The sequence below is a fragment of the Stenotrophomonas sp. YJH_SMC_57 genome (assembly GCF_059369755.1).
In genome coordinates this window covers 15,653-30,544 of the sequence record NZ_JCAFSZ010000009.1, presented here as the reverse complement: position 1 = coordinate 30,544, position 14,892 = coordinate 15,653, and the positions used below count along the sequence as shown (strand labels likewise).

At 68.3% G+C, this 14,892-nt stretch carries 15 protein-coding genes; 7 read left to right on the top strand and 8 right to left on the bottom strand.

From position 1 onward, the window contains the following. Positions 1 to 2 precede the first annotated feature (2 nt). Positions 3 to 494, bottom strand: coding sequence for a hypothetical protein (locus AC5P7U_RS13330; protein ID WP_197564704.1), 492 nt, complete (start codon positions 492 to 494; stop codon positions 3 to 5). Positions 495 to 514: 20 nt separating this feature from the next. Further along, on the bottom strand, positions 515 to 1,573 hold the full coding sequence (gene purM, locus AC5P7U_RS13325; RefSeq protein WP_197564703.1) for a phosphoribosylformylglycinamidine cyclo-ligase: 1,059 nt from the start codon (positions 1,571 to 1,573) through the stop codon (positions 515 to 517). Positions 1,574 to 1,685: 112 nt separating this feature from the next. On the opposite strand from purM, the gene AC5P7U_RS13320 reads away from it, so the two are divergent. The 3 genes from AC5P7U_RS13320 to hda are packed head-to-tail and all read left to right on the top strand — an operon-like array spanning position 1,686 to position 4,686. Then, the gene (locus AC5P7U_RS13320; protein ID WP_008266979.1) at positions 1,686 to 2,813 is read left to right on the top strand and encodes a DUF2066 domain-containing protein; all 1,128 of its coding nucleotides are present in this window, start codon (positions 1,686 to 1,688) and stop codon (positions 2,811 to 2,813) included. Then, a complete protein-coding gene (locus AC5P7U_RS13315) occupies positions 2,810 to 3,979 on the top strand; it encodes an AI-2E family transporter (protein ID WP_006423004.1) in 1,170 nt (389 codons plus the stop codon). The genes AC5P7U_RS13320 and AC5P7U_RS13315 overlap by 4 nt, the downstream gene beginning before the upstream one ends. After that, on the top strand, positions 3,979 to 4,686 hold the full coding sequence (gene hda / locus AC5P7U_RS13310; RefSeq protein ID WP_197564702.1) for a DnaA regulatory inactivator Hda: 708 nt from the start codon (positions 3,979 to 3,981) through the stop codon (positions 4,684 to 4,686). The genes AC5P7U_RS13315 and hda overlap by 1 nt, the downstream gene beginning before the upstream one ends. A gap of 473 nt (positions 4,687 to 5,159) precedes the next feature. Here hda and murU read toward each other — a convergent pair whose 3' ends face one another. From murU to AC5P7U_RS13290, 4 genes are all read right to left on the bottom strand, one after another. Continuing rightward, on the bottom strand, positions 5,160 to 5,870 hold the full coding sequence (gene murU, locus AC5P7U_RS13305) for an N-acetylmuramate alpha-1-phosphate uridylyltransferase MurU (protein ID WP_006423035.1): 711 nt from the start codon (positions 5,868 to 5,870) through the stop codon (positions 5,160 to 5,162). Beyond that, the gene (locus tag AC5P7U_RS13300; protein ID WP_006423037.1) at positions 5,867 to 6,892 is read right to left on the bottom strand and encodes an aminoglycoside phosphotransferase family protein; all 1,026 of its coding nucleotides are present in this window, start codon (positions 6,890 to 6,892) and stop codon (positions 5,867 to 5,869) included. The genes murU and AC5P7U_RS13300 overlap by 4 nt, the downstream gene beginning before the upstream one ends. 64 nt (positions 6,893 to 6,956) lie before the next feature. After that, on the bottom strand, positions 6,957 to 7,226 hold the full coding sequence (locus AC5P7U_RS13295; RefSeq protein WP_053449023.1) for a GlsB/YeaQ/YmgE family stress response membrane protein: 270 nt from the start codon (positions 7,224 to 7,226) through the stop codon (positions 6,957 to 6,959). Positions 7,227 to 7,294: 68 nt separating this feature from the next. Next, the gene (locus AC5P7U_RS13290) at positions 7,295 to 8,788 is read right to left on the bottom strand and encodes a M20 family metallopeptidase (RefSeq protein WP_006423045.1); all 1,494 of its coding nucleotides are present in this window, start codon (positions 8,786 to 8,788) and stop codon (positions 7,295 to 7,297) included. A gap of 198 nt (positions 8,789 to 8,986) precedes the next feature. On the opposite strand from AC5P7U_RS13290, the gene AC5P7U_RS13285 reads away from it, so the two are divergent. The 4 genes from AC5P7U_RS13285 to AC5P7U_RS13270 all read left to right on the top strand — a co-directional run bounded on the left by AC5P7U_RS13285 (position 8,987) and on the right by AC5P7U_RS13270 (position 12,139). Beyond that, positions 8,987 to 9,313 carry a ComEA family DNA-binding protein gene (locus AC5P7U_RS13285; protein WP_230078884.1) on the top strand — a complete coding sequence of 109 codons (327 nt, stop codon included), beginning with the start codon at positions 8,987 to 8,989 and terminating at the stop codon, positions 9,311 to 9,313. Between the two features lie 351 nt (positions 9,314 to 9,664). Then, a complete protein-coding gene (locus tag AC5P7U_RS13280) occupies positions 9,665 to 10,750 on the top strand; it encodes a L,D-transpeptidase family protein (RefSeq protein WP_197564155.1) in 1,086 nt (361 codons plus the stop codon). 17 nt (positions 10,751 to 10,767) lie between these two features. Next, complete coding sequence (locus tag AC5P7U_RS13275) at positions 10,768 to 11,493, top strand: murein L,D-transpeptidase catalytic domain family protein (RefSeq protein WP_006423048.1); 726 nt, start codon at positions 10,768 to 10,770, stop codon at positions 11,491 to 11,493. Between the two features lie 34 nt (positions 11,494 to 11,527). Further along, positions 11,528 to 12,139, top strand: coding sequence for a HutD/Ves family protein (locus AC5P7U_RS13270; RefSeq protein ID WP_006423049.1), 612 nt, complete (start codon positions 11,528 to 11,530; stop codon positions 12,137 to 12,139). 152 nt (positions 12,140 to 12,291) lie between these two features. Here AC5P7U_RS13270 and AC5P7U_RS13265 read toward each other — a convergent pair whose 3' ends face one another. Together AC5P7U_RS13265 and AC5P7U_RS13260 are read right to left on the bottom strand one after the other, a co-directional pair. Further along, entirely contained in the window at positions 12,292 to 13,896 is a 1,605-nt protein-coding gene (locus AC5P7U_RS13265; protein ID WP_197564154.1) for a sulfite reductase subunit alpha, read from the bottom strand. After that, positions 13,893 to 14,864, bottom strand: coding sequence for an FAD:protein FMN transferase (locus tag AC5P7U_RS13260; protein WP_197564153.1), 972 nt, complete (start codon positions 14,862 to 14,864; stop codon positions 13,893 to 13,895). Before AC5P7U_RS13260 ends, AC5P7U_RS13265 begins: the two co-directional genes overlap by 4 nt. Positions 14,865 to 14,892: the final 28 nt, after the last annotated feature.

Genomic DNA, 14,892 nt, shown 5'->3' with positions numbered 1-14,892 from the left:
TCTCAGCTGCGGGAAGGAACGTTGGCTTCGAAGGCCGCCTTCACCTGCGGACGCAGCAGGATGATCAGGCTGAACACCCCCAGCACCGTGCCGAGCGGCGCGAACAGGCAGGCCAGGCCGGCCACGATCAGGCACAACAGGTAGCGGCGGCGGCCGGCCAGGCAGCGCCCGGCATAGGCGACGAACGCGCCGAGCGTCACGCCACCGAACACGATGACGCAGCCGATGATGGTGAACATCCAGCCGAACAGGCGCTGCTCGGCCGGCGACGTGGGCTGGCCACCGGAGTTCATCGGCAGGTGGCCGGTCAGTGCGCTGATGCCCAGCACGATGTGGAGGATGAAGATCAGCGAGAACAGCGCGATCAGGCCGCCAACCACGTAGTGCGCGATGGACAGCATGCGCAGGTGGTCGGCATCCTGCGCGCTGAACACCGGCGCCATCGCCAGAGGCGGCGGCAGCGGGGTGGGGGACAAGGGGGGCGTTGCGTCCATGCGGGCTCCTGGGCGTGCGATCAGCCGATGTGGACGCGCTCGGCGCCTTCGGCGGTGACCACCTGGCCGATGGTCCAGTGCTCCAGGCCCTGCGCCTTGACCGCCTCGGACACGGCAGCGACCTGGTCCGGTGCGACGATCAGCACGAAGCCGATGCCGCAGTTGAAGGTGCGCCACATCTCGCTGTCGGCTACCGCGCCTTCCTTCTGCAGCCACTGGAACACCGGCGGCAGGGTCCAGGACGACGCCTGGATGTCCAGGCCGAGGCCTTCGGGCACCACGCGGATGATGTTCTCGGTCAGGCCGCCACCGGTGATGTGGGCCATGCCGTGGATGGCGGCGCCGTGCGACTTCAGCAGCGACAGGATCGGCTTCACGTACAGGCGGGTCGGCGCCATCAGCGCATCGACCAGCTTCACGCCGCCTTCCAGCTCCAGATCGGCCGGCTGGCCGGCCCGGTCGTAGATGCGGCGCACCAGCGAATAGCCGTTGGAGTGCGGGCCGGACGAAGCGATGCCGATCAGCACGTCACCGGCGGCGACGCTGGCGCCATCCTTCAGTTCGCTCTTCTCGACCGCGGCGACGGTGAATCCGGCCAGGTCGTACTCGCCCGGGGCATACATGTCGGGCATTTCAGCGGTTTCGCCGCCGATCAGCGCGCAGCCGGCCTCGGTGCAGCCGTTGGCGATGCCGCCCACGACCGCCGCGGCGGTGTCGATGTCCAGCTTGCCGGTGGCGAAGTAGTCCAGGAAGAACAGCGGCTCGGCGCCCTGCACCAGCACGTCGTTCACGCACATGGCGACCAGGTCGATGCCGATCGTATCGTGGCGGTTCAGCTGGTGGGCCAGCTTCAGCTTGGTGCCCACGCCGTCGGTACCCGACACCAGCACCGGCTCGCGGTACTTGTTGGACAGGTCGAACAGGGCGCCGAAGCCACCCAGGCCGCCCATCACTTCCGGGCGGAAGCTGCGCTTGACCAGGGGCTTGATCCGCTCGACCAGCTCGTTGCCGGCGTCGATGTCGACACCCGCATCACGGTAGGTGAGGGGGGAGGGGGCGGAAGACGGGCTGTTGGTCACGGGCGTCGGCGCTGGCAGGGGTTGAACGGGCGATTTTAACAGGCCGCATTGGCGCAAAGTCCGTATTCGGGCAACAATTCCCCCCGGATACGTCGAGCCAATGGATGTCCTGATGCGCCGCAGCCTGATTCTGACCCTGCTCATTGCACTGAGCCTGCCGGTGGCCACGATGGCCCAGAGCGGCCTGCGCACCGAGGGCGATGTCGCCACCGCCACTGGCGCGTACGAGGCCGAAGTGCCCGTCAACAGCCAGGCCGAAGCCGATCGCAACGGCGCCCTGGCCCGCGCGCTGAGCGTGGTTCTGGGCAAGTTGTCCGGCGATCGCAGCGTGATGTCCCGCCCCGGCGTGGTGCAGGCACTACGCAATGCCAAGGATTACGTGGCCAGCTACGACTACAAGCAGGACCAGAGCGTGAGCGCCAGCGGCGCCCCCAGCTTCCGTACCCTGCTGGTGGCGCGCTTCCGCGAGGATGATGTGGATTCGCTGGTGTCGGCGCTGGGCCTGCCGTTGTGGCCGCAGCCGCGGCCGAAGCCGGTGTTGTGGCTGGCCGTCGATGACGGCAGCGGCCCGCGCCTGGTCAGCGTGCAGCAGGCCAATGCCGCCCGCCCGCTGCTGAACCGCGCCATCGAGCGTGGCTACAAGCTGGGCCTGCCCAGCGGGGGCGCCGCCGAACAGGCGCTGGCCGGGGCCATCTGGCGCCAGGACAGTGCCGCCGTGGCCCGCGCCTCCTCGCGCTATTCGCCGCCGATGCAGCTGATCGGCAAGCTGTACCGCGCCAATGGCGGCTGGCAGGCGGACTGGGTCTTCGTCGACAACGGCCGTGAACTGAACAAGTGGACCAGCAAGGACGCCAACGCCATGCGCGCGATGGCCGCCGGCGCCGACGGTGCCGCCGATGCGCTGGTCAAGCGCTACGCCAAGGCCGGCGTGGCGGTCGGCCAGGCCGGGACCTACCGCGTGGTGGTGACCGGCATCAACAGCGCCGACGACTACCTGCGCCTGGCCGCTGGCCTGCGCGAGGTGCCGGTGGTGCGCAACGTCACTCCGCTGCACGCCTCGGCAAGCCAGCTGGAGCTGAGCCTGGAGATGACCACCGGCCTGGCCGGCTTCAACCGCATGCTGGGTGACAACGGCGTGCTGGTGCCGAGCGCGCCGCTGCCGGCACTGCCGACCCCGATCGATGACACCACCGGTACTCCGGTCGCCGCGCCGGTCAGCAACGAGTACCGCCTGCGATGACTCTGACCCCTGAAGCGGAAATCGCGCAGTTCCTGCGCCGGCTGAAGTACATCCTGTTCGCCGGCCTGGTCGGCTGGGTGGTGTGGCTGCTGGCGCCGATCCTGACCCCGTTCGTGCTGGCGCTGGCGCTGGCCTGGCTGGGCGACCCGCTGGTCGACCGCATCGAGGCCACCGGCCGCTCGCGCATGACCGGCGTGGTGCTGGTGTTCGCGGCGATGGTGCTGGTGATCGTGGCCCTGCTGCTGGTGCTGGTGCCGATGATCGAGCGCCAGATCACCACCCTGATCGCGGTCGCTCCGCAGGCACAGGCGTGGCTGATGGAGAAGGGGATTCCCTGGTTCGAGCAGAAGACCGGCCTGGAAGTGATGCAGTGGCTGGATCCTGACCGCCTGATCGAATGGGTGCGCAGCCACTGGCAGCAGGCCGGAGGCTTCGCCACCACCTTCATGGGCTACGTCTCGCGCTCGGGTTTCGCGATGGTGACCTGGGTGGTCAACATCCTGCTGCTGCCGATCCTGGCGTTCTACTTCCTGCGCGACTGGGACAAGCTGGTCGAGCGCGTGGCGTCGGTGATCCCGCGCAACCACATCGGCACCATCAGCGCGCTGGCGCGTGAATCCAACGAGGTGCTGGGCGCGTTCATCCGCGGCCAGTTCCTGGTGATGCTGGCGCTGGGCGTCATCTACGCCGGTGGCCTGTCGCTGGTCGGCCTCAAGCTGGGCCTGCTGATCGGCCTGATTGCCGGGCTGATCAGCTTCATCCCGTACCTGGGCGCGACCACCGGCATCCTGATGGCGGTGGTGGCCGCGCTGGTGCAGGCACAGGGCTTCGACCTGAAGCTGCTGATCCTGGTCGGCGTGGTGTTCACCGTCGGCCAGCTGCTGGAAAGCTACGTGCTGACTCCGCGCATCGTTGGCGACAAGATCGGCCTGCACCCGGTGGCGGTGATCTTCGCGGTGATGGCCGGTGGCCAGCTGTTCGGCTTCCTCGGCATGCTGCTGGCGCTGCCGGTGGCGGCGGTGACCAACGTGCTGCTGCGCTATGCCCACCAGCGCTACCGCCAGAGCGAGCTGTACGTGGGTGAGAAACCGGCGATCGTGCTTGATGGCGTGGTCGACCAGCCTCATATCATTCTTCCGGATGACAAGGGCCCCGACCTGAAGTGATGGGTGTGCCGCAACTGCCGCTGGCCCTGCATTACCCGCGGGACCAGCGCCTGGAGACCTTCATCGGCGCGCCGGATGGCGCGCTGGCGCAGCTGCGTGCGATCGCGGTCGGCGCCAGCCACGATTGGGTCTACCTGGAAGGCGCGGCGGGTACGGGCAAGACCCATCAGGCGCTGGCGATGTGTTCCAGTGCCGAGCAGGCCGGCCGCCTGCCGACCTACGTACCGCTGGCCAGCGCTGCCGGCCGTGTGCGCGCGGCGCTGGATGGGCTGGAGTCGCGCGAGCTGGTGGCGCTGGATGGTCTGGATGAAGTGTCCGGCAACCGCGAGGACGAGATCGCGCTGTTTGATTTCCACAACCGCGCACGCGCTGCCGGTGTGACCGTGCTGTACACGGCGCAGAAGGCGCCGGGCGAACTGGGCCTGCTGCTGCCGGACCTGCGTTCGCGTCTGGGCCAGTGCGTGCGCGTGCTGCTGCAGCCACTGGATGAGGAAGGCCGCGCGGCGGTGCTGCGCGAGCGCGCGCTGCGCCGGGGCCTGGCGATTGACGAGGCGGCCATCGAGTGGCTGCTGTCGCACACCGGGCGCGAGCTGGGTGGGTTGATCACGCTGCTGGATTGGCTGGACCGCGAGTCGCTGGCGGCGAAGCGGCGGATCACCGTGCCGTTCCTGCGCCAGGTGCTGGAAGAAGGCCGGCCGCGCTACTGAGGGTGGGGTTTGTTTGCAGGGCTGCCGCCCTGCACCCGCCGAAGCAGCGTCAACGTCAACGTCAACGTCAACGTCAAAAGCTGGCTATCCGCGGGATGGCGGGGTGGGTCCGGTTGCGGGGGACGCTGCAAGTACGTCCATGTAAGCTCGGTCGCCGCATCCATGCGGCTCACGCCCCCGCAACCGGACCCACCCCGCCTTCGACAGGTTTCCGCGGCTGTTGGTGGGTGCCGACCTTGGTCGACACATGCGAGCGAGCGCAGCGATGCGACCCGCTTTTGCTTTTCTTTTTCTTTTCCGTGGCTGGACGCCCACGGAAACTGTCAGGGGCCGGGCGGGGTGGGGTCGCGGGGGTGTCCGCGGCATGGATGCCGCGGCCAAGCCCCCATGGATGGGTTCACGGCGTCCCCCGCGACCCCACCCCGCCCGGCCAAGCAAGGCTTCTGCTCTGAAAGCGACCAGCCACGAGGGGCTCAGCCGTTCGCCGCCAACTCAACATCCAGCGCGCGCAGGCGATCCACGGTGCCGACATCGGTCCAGCGCCCACGATGGTGCTGCCCGGTCATCAACCCCTGCGCCATGAAATGCTTCTGCAGCGGCACCACCGAGAACTTCGGCGGCAGCCGCTCGCTGCCCGGGGCATCACCGATCACCGCGCGCCAATCGGCCACGATGGAAGGGCGGTATACACCGATACCGGCATAGGTCAGGCACGGGCCTTCGCGGTCGTGATGCAACACGCCCTGCGCATCGAGCCGGTAGTCACCGTGCGGATGCTGCGCCGGATTGTCGACCAGCACCAGATGCGCCTGGCCCTGCGGCTCGCGGGGCAGCGTGGCGAAATCGAAATCGGTCCAGATATCGCCGTTCACCACCAGGAACGGCGCATCACCCAAGACCGGCAGTGCGTTGAGGATGCCGCCGCCGGTTTCCAGCGGGGTCTGTCCTTCGTACATGAAATGCAGGTGCAGGCCCCACTGGCTGCCATCACCCAGTGCTGCCGGAAACTGCTCGGCCAGCCATGAAGTGTTGACCACCACCTCGCGCACCCCGAGTGCGGCCAGGCGCTCAAGATGCCAGACGATCAGCGGCTTGCCGGCCACGTCCAGCAGTGGCTTGGGCGTATGCAGGGTCAGCGGACGCATGCGCTCGCCAAGGCCAGCGGCAAAGATCAGCGCCTTCATCGGGCCACGCGCATCGGTGCGGCCAGCTCGGCCAGCGCCGGCTTGATGCGGTCTTCCAGCAGCTGCTGCAGCGGCGCCAGCTCGCGGTAGCGTGGCAGCACTTCATCCAGGTAGCCGATGAAGCGCGGCGCGTCGTCCAGGTAGTGGCCCTTGTTGTCGCGATAGCGCAGGCGGCAGAACAGGCCGAGGATCTTCACGTGGCGCTGGATGCCCATCCAGTCGGCATCGCGCAGGAAGGTGGCGCGGTCGGGCACCGGCAGGCCGGCAGTGCGTGCGCGCGCGTGGTACTGCGCCAGCCATTCATCCACGCGCTGCAGCGGCCAGCTCAGGAACGCATCCTTGAACAGGCTCACCGCGTCGTAGGCGATCGGGCCGCGCACCAGGTCCTGGAAATCCAGCACGGCCGGGCCGTTGTCGACCGGCATCAGGTTGCGTGGCATGTAGTCACGGTGAGTCATCAGCTGGGCCTGGCCGAGCGCGTTGTCCATCAGCCGGCGGTGCACCAGCTGCAGGCCTTCGATCTCACCGCAGTCCAGTTCCAGGTGCAGGTGGCGCTGCAGGAACCATTCGTCGAACAGGCCGGCATCGCGCTGCAGCAGCGCTTCGCCGAACTGGCCGAAGTCGGCCGGCACCGGGATCGCCTGCAGGCGCAGCAGCTGTTCGATGGAGCGGCCGAACCACTCATCGGCATTGCGCTCGTCGAGGATCTTCGCCAGGGTCGGGCCGCCAAGGTCTTCCAGCAGCAGGAAACCGGCGTCCAGGTCCTGCGCCAGCAGTGCAGGCACGCGCAGGCCGTGGTCGTGCAGCAGGCCGCGCATGCGCAGCCATGGCCGCGGATCTTCCAGCCCCGGCGGTGCGTCCATCACGATGTGGCTGCCGCGCGCGCTGGTGGTGCGCCAATAGCTGCGCATGCCGGCATCGACCGAGGCGCGTTCGACCACGGCGTTGGCATCATCCAGCTGGATACGGGCCCACTGCAGGCGCTGCGCGCTGCGCTGGGGATCGGAGGCGGGTTCGGTCATGCAGGCATATCCGGGCGCGCCGGGCGCGCCAACGTCGGGAACAGAAGGGAAGGGGGAATCAGCGTCAGCGACGACCGCTGAACAGGCGCAGGATCGCCAGCACCACGATTGCGCCGAGCACGGCACCGAGGAAACCGGCCGGTTCACCGGGGGCGTACCAGCCCATGTACTGGCCGAACCAGCCGGCCAGCAGCGCGCCGAGAATGCCCAGCACGATGGTCAGCAGGCAGCCCATGCGGTTGTTGCCGGGCATGAAGAAGCGCCCCAGCAGGCCGACGAAGAAGCCGACCAGGATGATGTAGAGCCAGCTGCTGCTGCCGAACAGACCATTCATGTGCATGCGTTCCGCTAGGGGTGGACGCAGCCTAGCAAGGCCAGGCTGCGTCCGTCACGGGTGCTGGATCAGCAGCAGCCGTGGTCGCCGTGGCGGGTGCCGCTGTCGGCGGCCACCGGCGAACCGCTGGTCTCACCGCGCAGGCTGGCGGCGTAGTGCTCGCTGATCACCTTGGACACGCAGGCGGTGACCTTCTTGCCCATCGGGATGTGCAGGAACTCGTTCGGGCCATGCGCGTTGGAGTGCGGGCCGAGCACGCCGGTGATCATGAACTGGGCGCCCGGGAACTTCTCGCCCAGCATGCCCATGAACGGGATCGAGCCGCCTTCGCCCATGTACATGGCCGGCTTGCCGAAGAAGGCCTGGCTGGCGTCGTCGATGGCCTGGGTCAGCCACGGTGCCATGGCCGGAGCGTTCCAACCGGTGGAGGCCTTTTCCAGGTCCAGGGTGACCTGGGCGCCGTTCGGCGGATCGCGCAGCAGCGCTTCCTTCAGCAGTTCGCCGCAGGTCTTGCCGTCGGCGGTCGGCGGCAGGCGCAGCGACAGCTTCACCGAGGTCTGCGGGCGCAGCACGTTGCCGGCCGATTCCAGCGCCGGCATGCCGCCCACGCCGGTGACCGACAGGGCCGGGCGCCAGGTGCGGTTGAGCACCAGCTCGGTCAGGTCCTCGTTCATCGGGCGCAGGCCGTCGACCATCGGGAACTTCTCGAAGATCTCGGTATCGACCACTTCGGCGGCGCGCTTGGCCTGGGCCTGGCGCTCGGCCGGGATCTCCACGTTCATGCCGTCAATCAGGATGCGGCCGGTGTCCTGGTCCTCGATGCGCGACAGCAGCTGGCGCAGCAGGCGGAAGCTGGACGGGATCACGCCGGAGGCATCGCCGGAATGCACGCCCTCGTTGAGCACCTTCACGGTGAAGTTGCCGCCGGTCAGGCCGCGCAGCGAGGTGGTGCACCACAGCTGGTCGTAGTTGGCGCAGCCCGAATCCAGGCAGACCACCAGCGACGGCTTGCCGATGCGGTCGGCCAGGTGGTCGACGTAGGCCGGCAGGTCGTAGCTGCCGGACTCTTCACAGGCTTCGATCAGCACCACGCAGCGGGCGTGCGGCAGGCCCTGGGCCTGCAGCGCCAGCACCGCGGCCAGCGAGCCGAAGATGGCGTAGCCGTCGTCGGCGCCGCCACGGCCGTACAGCTTGTCGCCGCGCAGGACCGGGGTCCACGGGCCGAGGTCGTCGTCCCAGCCGGTCATTTCCGGCTGCTTGTCCAGATGGCCGTAGAGCAGAATGGTGTCGTCGCCGGTTTCGGCGCCGGTGGCCGGAATTTCCAGGAAGATCAGCGGGGTACGGCCTTCCAGGCGAACCACTTCAACCTTCAGGCCGGGCAGCTGCTGGGCCTTGGCCCAGTTCTCCATCAGGGTGACCGCCTGTTCCATGTAGCCGTTCTGCACCCAATTGGCGTCGAACATCGGCGACTTGTTGGGAATGCGGATGTAGTCGACCAATTGCGGGACGATCTCGCTGTCCCACTTGTCATTGACGAATTGGCCGAGCTTGGCGCTGTCCATCTGAAACTCCGGTTGCATGGGCTGATCCGCGCATTCTACGCCTGTGCCGGGGTAGGGTTTTTCCTACATCACGTCGGGTATTTGGCTGGCTTACGGAAATGCGGGAAACCGATAGGCTGTGCACATGTGGTGACGGACACTGTTTCGACCGACGGGAATGCCGGTCGGGGCAGCCAGAACCACAAGGAGATACACGTCGTGCCTTGGTTTGTCGTGTTGAGGGCACTGGTGCTGATGATGGGGATCGCGGGGGCACATGCCGCCGAACTGATCGATATCAACCGTGCCGATGCACAGGCGCTGCAGCAGGGATTGACGATGGTCGGAGCCACCAAGGCCGAGGCGATCGTCGAGCACCGGCGCAGACACGGCCCGTTTCACCGCGTCGAGGACCTGACGCAGGTGAAGGGGATAGGGAAAGCAATCGTCGAACGGAATCGACAGCGGATCACCGTAGGCAACAGGCTGTTGCCAGCGGATCCGGTACCCGGATCGGTACCGGTGCGGACCGTACCCAGGCGCTGACAGCAGGAATCGTCGGAACCGGCAGGAGGCTGGTTCACCGGACACGGACAGGATGGCCGTGACCACCGACCGCCGCAGGACGCGGCACCAATCACCAGGATGGTGGCATCACAGACCTGTGGAAGGGGCTGAGATACAAGCAGGACAGACGCGGCCGCGTGCAGGACGCAACGCTACCCCCACAGCGCAGGATGCGAGGGGGCGGCAGCAGGCCGACAAGGACGTAACGATTGCCCGGTACGACACATGGCTGTGTCGCCGGGCAGTTTCATTTCCGGCGCCTGGTTTTGCCGCGGCCACCACGGGCCGATGGTGTACGGTGGCCGCTTCGGATGGAAAGGACACCGCTGGATGCTTCCGCGCCGCCCCACGACCCTGATGCTCGCCCTTGCGCTGGCCCTGCCGCTGCTGGCCCACGCCGCTGCGCCGACGGCGGCTGCCAAAACGACCGCTGCTGCCGCCAGCACCACGGACGTGCGCGGGCCGACCGACCTCAAGCCGGGCGAGTTCCTGTGGCATCCGGAAATCTCGCCGACCGGCCCGATCGTGCTGGTGGTCAGCCTGGATGAGCAGCGGGCCTACGTGTACCGCAACGGCATCGCCATCGGCCTGACCACGATCAGTTCGGGCAAGGCCGGGCACGAGACGCCGACCGGTGTGTTCACCATCCTGCAGAAAGACAAGGACCACAGGTCCAACCTCTACAACAGCGCGCCGATGCCGTACATGCAGCGGCTGACCTGGGATGGCATCGCCCTGCATGGCGGCAGCCTGCCTGGCCACCCGGCCTCGCACGGCTGCGTGCGCCTGCCGCAGGCCTTTGCGCAGAAGCTGTTCAGCGAAACCCAGCGCGGCGATACCGTGGTCGTGGCCGATGCCAAGAGCTCGCCGATGACCCTGGCCTATCCCTCGGTGCTGGCGCCGGTGAATGCGCGCGGGCAGGCGCTGCCGGAAACCGAGGGCGGCAGTGCCGCACAGGCCTGGTGGAACGACAGCGCGGCCCCGGCCGGCCAGGTCGGCATCCTGGTCAGCCTGCACGACCAGCGCCTGTACGTGCTGCGCGATGGCGTGATGATCGGCGAGTCGCCGTTGAAGGCCGACGCCCTGCCGGCGTTCCAGGGCACCACCCTGTTCGTGATGGGGCAGGGCTACAGCGATACCCCCAGCCCGCTGGATGTGAACCAGCGCCTGCACCAGTGGACGGCCTACCCGCTGCTGGGCCAGGACCGCGCCCAGGCCACCCCGGACCTGCTGGCCACGCCCTCCCTGCCGATGGCGCTGCCGGCCGATTTCGCCCGCCAGCTGTACCAGGTGCTGGTGCCGGGCACGACCCTGCTGGTTACCTCGCTGCCGGCGGTCCGCCCAAGCCCGGCTGAATCCGGAATGCAGCCGGTCTTGGAATCCGAGCCGCCAGGGTCCACCCTGAAGGGTAATTGAGCCTCCCCGTTGTGCCCATGACTGCATCCCGCCTGTGCCGGCTGGCCGCGTTCGGCCTGCTGGCGACCTCCGCCAGCGCCCCGGCGCTGGCACAGACGCCCGCCCTTGCCACCAGTGCCGATGACCTGGCCGCCTTGCTGTCGCGCAGTGCGCCCAAGGCCGACCGCCACGTGTTGCAGCTGGCGGCGCACGCAATGCGCTGTGCGTTGCAGCGGCCCGAGCTGGGCATCAATGGTGATCGCCTCAGCGTGATCGACTACTCGCGGCCGTCCACCGAGCCGCGCCTGTGGGTGTTCGACCTCGCTCACCAGCGCCTGCTGTTCGAGGAATGGGTGGCGCACGGACGCAACAGCGGCGACAACCGTACCGAGCATTTCTCCAACCGCGATGGCAGTTTCATGTCCAGCCTCGGCGCGTTCACCGCGCAGGAGACCTACATGGGCGGCAACGGCTACTCGCTGCGCCTGGCCGGGTTGGAACCGGGCTTCAACGACCGTGCGCGCGAACGCGCGATCGTCATCCACGGTGCGCCCTACGTGAACCCGGCCACCGCGCAGCTGCAGGGGCGGCTTGGCCGCAGCCTGGGCTGCCCGGCGGTGCGCCTGTCGGTGGCCAGGCCGCTGATCGATGCGTTGCGTGGGGGCACGATGGTGTTCGCCTACTACCCCGACCAGGACTGGCTGAAGCATTCGCAGCTGCTGAGCGGCGAGTGTGGTGGCCAGGGCACGCTCGCCATGCGGTGATGCACGACGGCGCGCGGCGTGATGCAATGCCCCGATGAACATCGACTCCCTGCTGCACACTCCGAGCCAGGTGATTTCCAGCCTGGACTATCGCCGCGAACGCTGGCGGAATGGACTTGGCTGGACCCGCGAGATCCTGCGCCTGCCGGCACAAGGCGATGACTGGGCATTGCGCCTGTCGGTGGCCGAGATCGAACAGGATGCGGCGTTCTCTGCCTTCCCCGGTGTGGAGCGCGAACTGGTGTTGCTGCAGGGCCATGGCGTGCGCCTGCGTTTCGAAGATGGCCGCGTGGCCGAAGTGCTGCCACCGCATGGCCGCGTGCGGTTTGCCGGTGAGGAAGCGCTGCATGGCGAACTGGTCGATGGCACCACCCACGACTTCAACCTGATGTGGAAGCGCGACCTGCTGCAGGCCGAGCTGTTGCACCGGCCGCTGGTGGGGTCGATGTTCTTCTTCTGCGAACCGGGCGTGGCCTGGGCGCTGCACCTGTTGGCCGGTCAGGCGGAGTTTGGTGCCGACAGTGGCTTGCCGCCGTTGCAGGCCGGAGATACGGCGTGGTTGTCGGCCGGAGAGCGCCAGCGGCATGCGCTGCAGGGCGGTGGCGAACTGCTGGCGATACGGGTGAGTCCGGCGATGATGGAATGACCGGGTAGAGCCACGCCATGCGTGGACGCGGCCGCCGATACTGCGTCACCGTGCGAACCAAGGTTCGCACCCACCAGGAGGCGGTTCGCACCCACCAGGAGGCGGTTCGCACCCACCAGAAGGCGGTTCGCACCCACCAGGATGCGGCGGCCTCAATACACGTCGCGCCGGTAGCGGCCGGCCAGCAGCAGCGCTTCCTTGCCGGCAACACCCAGCACCTGCTCGATCACCGCATCCACTGCCGGTGCCATGCCCTGCAGGCTGCCGCAGACCAGGATCGTCGCGCCTTCGTTGATCCACTGCCGCAGTGTTGCCGCTTCGGCCAGCAGCCGATCCTGTACATAACGGTGCGTGCCGCCGTCACGGCTGAACACCGTATCCAGCCGCGCCAGCGTGCCATCGGCCTGCATCGCATGCAGCTCTTCCCTGAAGTGGAAGTCGTGCGCGGCGCTGCGCTCGCCGAACAGCAGCCAGGTGCGACGTGCGCCGCTGCGCGCGCGTTCGTGAAGATGCGCGCGCAGGCCGGCGATGCCGGTGCCGTTGCCGATCAGCAGCAGCGGCACATCGGCGGCGACACCATGGAAATTGTCGTTCCGGCGCAGACGCAGCTGCACCGGTTCGCCGATGGCCGCGTGGTCGCACAGCCAGCCGCTGCCGATGCCTGGTGTGCCATCGGCGCGCAGCTGGCGACGCAGCAGTAGTTCCACCGCGCCATCGGACATGACCGAGGCGATCGAGTACTCGCGATGTGGCAGTGGCTGCAGGGTTGCCAGCAACGCAGGCAGATCCCCGGCAGGGACCAGCGAGGGCAGGTGCGAGCGTTCGACGCGGGCCAGCAGGGTCTGACCGTCATCCAGCACGGTGTCCGCATTGAAGCCCTGTGCCCCCAGCCAGGCGCGCGCGCTGTGGCGAGCGTGCTGCGGACCGATCTCGGCGATGTCGCCGGCCTGCCACTGCACAGCGACGCCAGCGGGTGGCTGCAGGCGCAGCCAGTACACCGGACCACCGGGGCTGCCCGGATTCAGATGCTCGCGCTGCAGCAGCGCCCACGGCTGGTACTCGGCCGGGCTCCAGTCAGGCAGTTCACTGGCGCCTCCACCGAGCTGCCCGAGCAGTTGCTGCCAATGACGCAGCGCCGCCGGATCGGCGTTGTCGACTTCGATCGCATCGAACAGCGGATGCGCACCGTGCTGGCGCAGCCACTGGTCCAGTTGATGGCCGAATCCACAGAAGTGGCCATAGCTGCGATCGCCCAACGCGAGCACGCCGTAGTGCAGGTGCTGCATCGGCGGTGGCGTGGTCATTACCCCGCGCAGGAACGGCAACGCATGGTCGGGCGGGTCGCCCTCACCGGTGGTGCTGGCGATGAACAACGCGCGCTGGCTGGCCGTCAGCAGTGCGGCGTCCACCTCATGCAGTCCGCGCACACGCACCGGCACGCCGCCACTACGCAGGGCCTCGGCACTGCGTTCGGCCAGTTCGCGGGCGAAACCGGTCTGGCTGGCCCAGACCAGCAGGATCGGCGCGGTATCGCCCGATGGGGCGTCGTCACGCGGGCGGCCACGCCACCACAACGCGGCACAGGCCAGCGCATACAGCGCCGTAGCGATCAGCGCGGCCTGCGATTGCCGTGCCGGCGGCGCACCCTGCCACCAGGCCTCGCCCAGGTGCAGGCGCAGCAGCGCCCATCCGACCAGCGCCAGCAGAAGCAGGACCAGAGCGTTGCCGAGCCACGCGCGCGACGGACGTGCGCTCATGCATCCTGCTCGTCGAGCAGGCGCTGGAAGGCGCTGCTGAGGAATTCGCGGGGGCCTTCTGCTGTGCGTTGCAGGTAGCGTGCGGCCAGCCCTTCGCGTTCGGCCAGTGCCATGCCGTGCTCGCGGCCGAGCACGGTCAGCGCGGTGGCCCAGGCATCGGCATGCATCGCGTCGTCGGCAACCACGGTCACTGCCGCTGCAACCTGGCGCACCGGCATGCCGGTACGCGGGTCGAGGCTGTGGCTGTAGGCCTGGCCATCGGCCTGGTACTGGTGCCAGCGATCACCTGAAGTGGCCACCGCAAGCCCGTCCAGCGCGAGTACCCGTGGCGGGGTCCCGGTGTGCGCGTCTTCTTCCGGTGCCGATTCCACCAGCACGCGCCATGGCTGGCCGTCGGGCTTGCGGCCATAGCCGGCCAGCTCGCCGCCGACTTCGATCAGCGCCGCCGCGATGCCTTGCGCGCGCAGCCAGGCGGCGACGTGATCGACGCCGAAGCCCTTGGCGATCGCAGAGAGATCCAGTTCCAGCCCACCCGGCTGCAGCAGCGCATCGTCCTGCCACTGCAGGCGCTGCCAACCACAGCGTGCGCGCGTGGCCTGCAGGGTGGCGGCATCGGGTTGTCGGCGTTCACCGGCATGCGCACCGAAACCCCACAGTGCAACCAACGGGCCAAGGGTGGGGTCGAAGGCGCCGTCACTGGCAGCCGCGATGGCCTGTGCGCAGGCCAGCACCTGGCGCGTTTCGGCCGGCAGCGTGCACCACTGGCCGGCCTCGGCGCGGTTGTAGCGGCTGAGGTCCGAGCCGGATTCCCAGGTGCTCATCTGCGCGACCACCTCGTCCAGCCGCGCCTGGATGCCGGCATGCAGTGGGTGCAGGTCGCGCTGGCGCGACGCGACCAGCGACACACTCCAGGTGGTGCCCATGGTGGTGCCACCGAGGCGGGCGATATCGAGCGGGGTATCGGTCATGGTGGTGCGCAGGCGCGATGCCGGGGCT